This is a genomic window from Pseudomonas sp. AM4(2022) (assembly GCF_036346515.1).
Classification (GTDB): domain Bacteria; phylum Pseudomonadota; class Gammaproteobacteria; order Pseudomonadales; family Pseudomonadaceae; genus Aquipseudomonas; species Aquipseudomonas paracarnis.
Genome location: NZ_JAOTNW010000023.1, coordinates 69,803 through 76,361 on the forward strand (window position 1 = coordinate 69,803; position 6,559 = coordinate 76,361).

Here is a 6,559-nt window from a genome sequence, read left to right on the forward strand (position 1 = left end):
CAAAACCATTGTGGGAGCTGGCTTGCCTGCGATAGCGGTGTATCTGACACATTGTTAGCGAATGTGCCGCCGTCATCGCAGGCAAGCCAGCTCCCACATGTGGGGCTGATTACAGATTCAAGAGCGCAAGGCGCTCGCGAACGGACGCCTCGATACCCGCCTCATCCAGCCCGCATTCAGCCAGCATCTGCGCCGGCTTGGCGTGTTCGACGTATACATCCGGCAAGCCCAGGTGCAGCACCGACTTGAGGATATTCTCTCGCGCCAGGAACTCGCTGACTGCCGCACCCGCGCCGCCCATGATGGCGTTTTCTTCGACGGTCACCAGCAGTTCATGGCCAGCAGCGATCTCGCGCACCAACGCTTCATCCAGTGGCTTGACGAACCGCATGTCGACCACGGTGGCGTCGATCTTCTCAGCGACTTTCAAGGCTTCGGCCAGTTGCACGCCAAACACCAGGAATGCAGTTTTGCTGCCTTGGCGACGCACGATGCCTTTACCGATTTCAATCGGCTCCAGGTCTTTTTCGATCACGGCGTTCGGGCCGGTGCCGCGCGGGTACCGCACAGCGGCCGGGCCGTTGTACAGGTGGCCGGTGCTGAGCATCTTGCGCAGTTCGTTCTCGTCGCTCGGGGTCATCACCAGCATGCCGGGGATGCAGCGCAGGTACGACAGGTCGAAGCTGCCCGCATGGGTCGGGCCGTCTTCGCCCACCAGGCCGGCACGGTCGATGGCGAACAGTACGTCGAGGTTCTGCACCGCCACATCGTGAACCAGTTGGTCATAACCGCGTTGCAGGAAGGTGGAGTAGATCGCCACTACCGGCTTGGCGCCTTCGCAGGCCATGCCGGCCGCGAAGGTCACGGCGTGTTGCTCGGCAATCGCCACGTCGAAGTAACGCAGCGGGAAGCGCTCGCTGAACGCCACCAGATCGGAGCCTTCCTTCATCGCCGGGGTAACACCCACCAGACGCGGGTCGGCGGCGGCCATGTCGCATAGCCATTCGCCAAACACACCGGAATACTTCGGCCCGCTGGCCTTTTTCGGCGCGGCGGCGGGGGCATCGAGGGGTTCGAGCTTGGTGATCGCGTGGTAACCAATCGGGTCGACTTCCGCCGGAGCGAAACCTTTGCCTTTTTTGGTGACGATATGCAGGAACTGCGGGCCCTTGAGGTCGCGCATGTTGCGCAACGTCGCGATCAGGGTGGGAAGGTCGTGGCCGTCGATAGGGCCAATGTAGTTCCAGCCCAACTCTTCGAACAAGGTGCCGGGTACCAGCATGCCCTTGGCATATTCTTCGGTGCGACGCGCGATTTCCCACGCACCAGGCAGACGCGACAGTACTTTCTTGCTGCCTTCGCGCATGCTGGCGTAGGTACGGCTGGAGAGGATCTTCGCCAGGTAATTGGACAGGCCACCGACATTGCGTGAAATCGACATGTCGTTGTCGTTGAGGATCACCAACATGTTGGCGTCCACTTCCGGCGCATGGTTCAGCGCTTCGAAGGCCATGCCGGCGGTCAGCGCGCCATCCCCAATCACCGCAATCGCCTTGCGCTCACTGCCTTGCAGGCGGGCGGCAATGGCCATGCCCAGCGCTGCACTGATGGACGTACTGGAGTGGCCGACGCCAAAGGTGTCGTACTCGCTCTCGGCACGGCGCGGGAAGGCGGCCAGGCCGTCCTTCTGGCGCAGGCTGGCCATGCGCTCGCGACGGCCGGTGAGGATTTTATGCGGATACGCCTGGTGGCCCACGTCCCACACGAGCCGGTCGTCCGGGGTGTCGAACACGTAATGCAAGGCGATGGTCAGCTCGATCACGCCCAGCCCGGCGCCAAAATGCCCACCGGTCTGGCCGACCGTGTAGAGCAATTCCAGGCGCAACTCATCGGCCAGGGTTTCCAGCTCGGCTTCACCCAGTCGACGCAGGCCGTCCGGCGTGGCAGCACGGTCGAGCAGGGGCGTAGACGGGCGTTTGCGGGGAATCTCTTGAAACGTCGTGGGCATCAGGCGAATCGTTATAGGTATAGAAGAGGCGGCAGTTTACCTCAAGCCGTGCAAACTGCCCACGCAGAGGGCCGAACTTGGCCCATATGCGGCACAAATGGCCGCGGCTGTCAGTGGCGACGTTCGACGATATACCGCGCCAGGTCACGCAGTGGCTCGGCCGCCGCGTCGAAAGGTCGCAGGGCGTCCAGGGCCTGGTCACGCAGCTCGATGGCATACGCCTTGGCGGCTTCCAGCCCCAACAATGCAGGATAAGTCGGCTTGTCCCGTGCGATATCGGCGCCTTGGCGTTTGCCGAGGGTGGCGGTGTCACTTTCCACGTCGAGAATATCGTCTTGCACTTGGAAGGCCAGGCCGATAGCGCGGGAATAGGTCTGCAGGGCCGCCAATTGCTCCGCGCCGGCGCGGCCACTGGCTAGGGCGCCCAACTGCACGGCGGCTTCAATCAGGGCACCGGTCTTGTGGCGATGCATGTGTTCCAGGGCTTTTTGATCCAGCTTGAGGCTGACCGAGCCCATGTCGATGGCCTGCCCGCCGACCATTCCAGCCGGGCCCGCGGCGTGGGCCAGGGCGGTGACCATGCGCAGGCGGATCTCGGCGTTGACGCTGCTCAAACGCGGGTCCAGCAATGCGCTGAACGCCAGGCTCTGCAAGCCATCGCCCGCCAGGATCGCATACGCCTCGTCGAAGGCTTTGTGGGTGGTGGGCTGGCCGCGCCGCAGATCGTCGTCGTCCATGGCTGGCAAATCGTCATGCACCAGGGAATAAGCGTGTATCAGCTCCACCGCACACGCCGCGCCATTGGCCTCGGCCGCCGGCGCGCCCAGGGCTTCGCAGGCCGCATAGGCCAGCAACGGGCGCACCCGCTTGCCACCATTCATCACGCTATAGCGCATGGCTGCATAGAGGCGCGTCATTTCCGGGCTTGGCGCAACAAACAGGGGCTCCAGCGCGGCATTCACCCGGGCTTGGCTACTGGCCTGATATGCGCTGATCATTCCGGCTGTTCCGCATCGAAAGGTTCTTCGGCCAACTCCCCGTCACGCTCCAGCAACACTTGGACCTTCTGCTCCGCCTGCGCCAGCGCGCTCTGACAGTCGCGTGTCAGGCCGATGCCTTGCTCAAACGCCGTCAACGAGTCTTCCAGCGACAACTCGCCGTTCTCCAGACGCTCGACCAAGGCTTGCAGGTCGGCGAGGGATTGTTCGAAATCGAGTGCAACTTTTTTGCGGGCCATGGCGGCAATTCCGGTAGACGGTAAACCGGCGCGACACTAGCAGACATGGGGGATTGGGGCAAATGAGTGGGGGTTACTCGTAAGGGGTATTGACGTGATAACGCGTACTGCGGCCGCCCCCGGGGAGGCGCACCAGGCAGTTTTTCTCCAGCAGGTCTGCCAGGTGCCGCGTCGCAGTCGCCTTGGACACTTTGGCCTCCGCTTGGTATTGCGCGGCGCTGATGCCCTGTTCGACGCCCCGCTCACCACCATCGAGCAGGCGATTGAGTACCTTGACCTGCTCGACCGAGAGCGAGACGGCACGGTGCTGCTGCCAAAACCGGCTCTTGGCCAGTACCCTGTCAATCCGTGTCATCGCCTGCTGCAGGCTGCGCAACAGGGTTTTAAGGAACCATTCCAACCAGTCGGTGATATCCAAAGTGGCCTTCTGACTGGACTCCAAGGCGGTGTAGTAACCGGCCCGATCTTCAAGGATGCTGGCCGACATGGCGTAAAAGCGAATGGCGTGGTGTTCACCCTGAGCCAAGGCCAAGTCAGTGATGGCGCGCGCCAGGCGACCATTGCCATCATCGAAAGGATGCAAGGTGATGAACCAGAAGTGCGCAACACCTGCGCGAACCAATGGATCCAGTTCAGGTTGATTGCGACTGGTTTCGAACCACTCCAGGAAATCATCCACAGCGTGCTCCAGGCCCTGACGTGGCGGCGCCTCGAAGTGCACGGTCGGTCGATCAAGCCTGCCCGACACCACCTGCATCGGTTCATTGCCCCTCAACGCGCCGACGCTGAGCTCGCGTGTGGCAAAGCCTGCCTCTGGCGTTGGGAACAACAAATGGTGCCAATTCATCAACCGCGCAAGGGTGAACGGCTGCGCATAGTGTTCGGTGGCATCCATCATCAGGTCGGCCAGCCCTTCACTGCGGCGGCTGACCTGACCGTCTTTCGTGGCCTCCAAGCCCATCCGTCGCGCCAGGGAGGAGCGCACCGAACCGACGTTCAATTGCTCACCCTCGATGGCCGAAGAGGTCAAAATATTTTGCAGCAGCGTATCCAATTCATTCTGCGCGCTGACTGCCTGGCTGACAGAACCCAGCATTCCCAATAGCTTGCCTTGGGCCTGCCCACACTCGCGCAGCAAGGCCGCCAGCCGCCCAGGCTGCCAGTGAAAGTGAGGCCAGTCGGTGTGTTGCCAGATCCAGTTCGGATGATCCATGGGGAGGGCCTAGGTGCGTGAGCCAAATAGAGGAGCTATTCGGCTCATTTTGTGAGCCGATTGTGTGACGAATTCGGCTCATGGTCTAGGGGTGACCCGCTTATCAAGGAGTATGCGGCGCAGTGGTTGAAGTCGTGCTCAGACGTTTGTTGGGTATAGATGAATGGTATTTACTCTCAACTCTACTAAATCGAGTTCCTGTCTTATTGGTTTATCGAGCTCAATAAGGATTATTGAGTCGCCAAGCTTTAATGCGGCACAACTATCGTCTCCATCTTGAATGAGTTTGCCAATTATGGAATGTGTGTCATTGGTAAAGGTGATCTGTGGTGTATTTTTAATCGACGGCATGATGTTTTTTTGCCAAGAAAATACTTCGTCCAGCTCGAACTCTACGTCTAGATCTTCACCAATTTCTGGTGCGGGATCGCTCCATAAAGCCACACCGTCTCCGAAGGGTGAGTTGAATCTCACACGTAGGATGTCTTGGTCAGAAACCACGTAGGTTACTCTTATCTTCATTTGGCTTTGGGTGCTGTATTTTATAATTGATTTAATATGCCTAAGTTTTCAAACAACAAGAGCTAGCGGTTTGGATATTCTAAAATTTTGCAAAGTCAACATCACCCTCAAATGAAATGCAAGCAATCCAGTCTAGCGGTTTTTGAAGTATGTACGTATGTTGGGGGGTTGTCGAAAAAAATTGTAGTGCATGTATAAGTCCGGAGGTCGTAATTGAATATGCATTGTCGGTTGCATCGCCGATGAAAATTACATTCCGCTCGGTAGTGGATTTTATTTTTTTCTCTAATTTCTCTAGCGTGACTTGCGAAGAGGATGGGCCGATATAAGTTTTCTCCTTAAAAAAACTCCAAGCTATTTGGCTTCCTGAAAAAGGGATGGTCTCATTTGTTAACTCAACAATTAAATCGTGTTCGGCTTCTGACAGAATGCTGAATTTGACGCTCATTTTCTTGAGGTCGTTGATTATTTCGTCGTCAAGGTAGCTCATTTCTTTGCGAACCTCTTGGTGAGCTGAAGCACAGTTTTTGACGTGCCTTCAAAAGTGTAATGAGGACCGTTCTTTCTGTGGGTCCATACATTAATATGAGCGCCATGCCTTTCGTCGTATTCAATACGATAACCAGTTCTCGCGTCAGCTGTTTGCATCCCGATGGGCTGACCTTTACGTTCACCGAATTTTCCTACTTTTGGTTTTTCCGCCCGAAAGTCGTTTTCCAGTAACCATTCAAGGGCTTTGTTCAGCGCTTGCTCATAGGTTGCGGAATGAGTTGAACTCCCTACCTTTGGAGTTTCTTCTTCATGTTTATGAGAAGCTTGGCCTTTTTGTCCTGGGCAATTGCCACGAGTGCACGCTAATCCTAGCGGATCCACCCACCCCGTAGGATTGGGCACGTACTGATACCCATTGATCCCACCCGCCAACTTCACCGGATCCAGCGTGAGGTAACGACCAATGTCCGGATTGTAGTAGCGATGGCGGTTGTAGTGCAGCCCGCTTTCTTGGTCGAAATACTGTCCTTGGAAACGCAGCGGATTTTCGATTTTGCCTACGTCGAGGCGGGCGATCTGGCCGTAGGCGCGGTAGTGGGCGGACCAGACGATTTCGCCGTCTGGGGCGGTGAGTTCTTGTGGGGTACCGAGGTGGTCGAGTTGGTAGTGGTAGGGCTTGGTGTCCTTTGGACCATAGCCTTCCAGCAGCGCCAATGGGCGGAAGCTGTCCGGTTCGTAGATGTAGCTGCGATGACAGTCCGCATGGTGTTCGGCAATCAGCTTGTCGCCTTGCCAGAAAAACTCCGTGGTTTTGTCATCTACGGTTTTGCTGATGCGCCGCCCAAACGTGTCATAGCGATAACTGGCGGTTTCGCCGTTCGGTTTTGTGACGCCGATCAGTCGATGCAGGCAGTCGTAGCGGTATTCGGTGACGAGTTGATGACCCTTGCCTCGCCGTTCGCGGATCAGGTTTCCGAAGGCGTCGTAGTCGTAATGGCGGTCGCCCTGGATCACCAGGCGGTTGGCCGCGACAATGTCTGGGCCAGGGCGGTCTTGCATGAGCAAGTTTCCCGCCGGGTTATGGCCG

7 protein-coding genes are annotated in these 6,559 nt (G+C 57.8%); all 7 read right to left on the reverse strand.

Translation table 11 applies throughout. The features are described from left to right. Positions 1-109: 109 nt before the first annotated feature. Positions 110-2,008 carry a 1-deoxy-D-xylulose-5-phosphate synthase gene (gene dxs, locus ODQ19_RS24095; protein WP_003194559.1) on the reverse strand — a complete coding sequence of 633 codons (1,899 nt, stop codon included), beginning with the start codon at positions 2,006-2,008 and terminating at the stop codon, positions 110-112. A 110-nt stretch (positions 2,009-2,118) separates the two neighbouring features. Next, positions 2,119-3,006: a (2E,6E)-farnesyl diphosphate synthase gene (gene ispA, locus ODQ19_RS24100; protein WP_116665502.1), complete on the reverse strand. Its 888-nt coding sequence runs from the start codon at positions 3,004-3,006 to the stop codon at positions 2,119-2,121. Next, complete coding sequence (locus ODQ19_RS24105; RefSeq protein ID WP_003194556.1) at positions 3,003-3,245, reverse strand: exodeoxyribonuclease VII small subunit; 243 nt, start codon at positions 3,243-3,245, stop codon at positions 3,003-3,005. The genes ispA and ODQ19_RS24105 overlap by 4 nt, the downstream gene beginning before the upstream one ends. Before the next feature lie 73 nt (positions 3,246-3,318). Next, on the reverse strand, positions 3,319-4,458 hold the full coding sequence (locus ODQ19_RS24110; protein WP_116665501.1) for a Fic family protein: 1,140 nt from the start codon (positions 4,456-4,458) through the stop codon (positions 3,319-3,321). A 138-nt stretch (positions 4,459-4,596) separates the two neighbouring features. Then, positions 4,597-4,959 (reverse strand): hypothetical protein, encoded by a 363-nt coding sequence (locus tag ODQ19_RS24115; protein WP_330211392.1) that lies wholly within the window; start codon positions 4,957-4,959, stop codon positions 4,597-4,599. Between the two features lie 100 nt (positions 4,960-5,059). Beyond that, positions 5,060-5,470, reverse strand: a complete 411-nt coding sequence (locus ODQ19_RS24120; RefSeq protein ID WP_330211393.1) for a hypothetical protein — start codon at positions 5,468-5,470, stop codon at positions 5,060-5,062. Then, positions 5,467-6,559: RHS repeat-associated core domain-containing protein (locus ODQ19_RS24125; protein WP_330211394.1), on the reverse strand; the 1,093-nt coding region annotated here is incomplete at its 5' end. The genes ODQ19_RS24120 and ODQ19_RS24125, both read right to left, overlap by 4 nt.

Bases quoted from the DNA above. Each gene is read 5' to 3' on its own strand.
- dxs (WP_003194559.1), bottom strand. From the start codon at position 2,008: ATGCCCACGACGTTTCAAGAGATTCCCCGCAAACGCCCGTCTACGCCC.
- ispA (WP_116665502.1), bottom strand. From the start codon at position 3,006: ATGATCAGCGCATATCAGGCCAGTAGCCAAGCCCGGGTGAATGCCGCG.
- ODQ19_RS24105 (WP_003194556.1), bottom strand. From the start codon at position 3,245: ATGGCCCGCAAAAAAGTTGCACTCGATTTCGAACAATCCCTCGCCGAC.
- ODQ19_RS24110 (WP_116665501.1), bottom strand. From the start codon at position 4,458: ATGGATCATCCGAACTGGATCTGGCAACACACCGACTGGCCTCACTTT.
- ODQ19_RS24120 (WP_330211393.1), bottom strand. From the start codon at position 5,470: ATGAGCTACCTTGACGACGAAATAATCAACGACCTCAAGAAAATGAGC.